Origin of the sequence: Micromonospora sp. CPCC 205546, assembly GCF_036902715.1 — a bacterium.
Classification (GTDB): domain Bacteria; phylum Actinomycetota; class Actinomycetes; order Mycobacteriales; family Micromonosporaceae; genus Micromonospora.
On record NZ_JBAKHL010000160.1, the window covers coordinates 1 to 1,135 of the forward strand.

2 protein-coding genes are annotated in these 1,135 nt (G+C 69.3%); both read left to right on the forward strand.

What is annotated here, in order from left to right; genetic code table 11:
- The first annotated feature begins 104 nt into the window (after positions 1 to 104).
- Complete coding sequence (locus tag V6U77_RS29815; protein WP_334610067.1) at positions 105 to 572, forward strand: winged helix-turn-helix domain-containing protein; 468 nt, start codon at positions 105 to 107, stop codon at positions 570 to 572.
- The coding region (locus tag V6U77_RS29820; RefSeq protein WP_334610068.1) for a transposase at positions 536 to 1,135 on the forward strand (600 nt) is incomplete at its 3' end. The genes V6U77_RS29815 and V6U77_RS29820, both read left to right, overlap by 37 nt.

Below are 1,135 nucleotides of genomic sequence, written 5' to 3' on the forward strand. Positions count from 1 at the left end.
ACAGATCTTGAAAGGCCAGGTTCGTCTGATGTGGATGGCGTTGCTGGTGTGACGGTTGTGGTGTCGGGTAGATCGGCGGTATGAGGTATCCCGACGGAGGTGGATTGTCCGCGCGGGGGCGGGCGAAGCGTGAGGCGGTGCGGCGGCGGGCGGCCGGGTGGTTCGCCGAGGGCGTGCCGGTGGCGGAGATCGCGGCGCGGTTGCGGGTGTCGCAGACAGCGGTGTACGGCTGGCGCAAGCGGTGGCGGGCCGGCGGTGAGGACGCCCTGGCGTCGAGAGGGCCGGGTGGGTCCCGGTGTCGCCTGGATGAGTCCCGGTTGCGGCGTCTGGCCGACGCGTTGGAGCAGGGGCCGGCCGTGCACGGCTTCGGCGAGGATCAACGCTGGACCCTGGCGCGGGTGTCGGACCTGATCGCCCGGATGTTCCGCACCCGGTACACGCTGCGCGGTACCTCATATCTGCTGCACCGCATCGGCTGGTCGGTGCAGGTGCCGTCGCACCGGCCGGTGGAACGCGACGAGGATGCGGTGATGACATGGCGGCGGGAGGTGTGGCCGGCGGGAAAACGGTAGCGGCGCAGCGGCAGGCTTGGCTCGTCTTCGAGGACGAGGCGGGTCAGACGCTGCGCCCACCGAAAGCCCGTACCTGGGGCCGACGCGGTCACACCCCCGTCGTTCCGGTGTCCGGCAAGGGCTCCGGGCGGATCTCAATCGCCGGGCTGACCTGCTACAAGCCCGGCCGGCGTCCCCGGCTGATCTATCGCACCCTCACCCACCGGGGACGCAAGGGTGAGCGGCGCAGCTTCGCCGAGACCGACTACATCGCCCTGCTGGATGCCGCCCACCAGCAGCTTGGCGGTCCGATCCTGCTCGTGTGGGACAACCTCAACACCCACGTCAGCGTCGCCATGCGGGCCTTGATCGCCGCCCGAGATTGGCTGACCGTGATCCGCCTACCGGCCTACGCCCCGGACCTCAACCCCACCGAGGCCGTGTGGTCCCACCTGAAACGCAGCATCGGCAACCTCGCCGTCCGAGGCGTCGACCACCTACTCGCGATCATCAAGAACCGACTCAAGCGCATCCAATACCGACCCGACTTGCTCCACAGCTTCCTGACCCACACCGGCCTGACC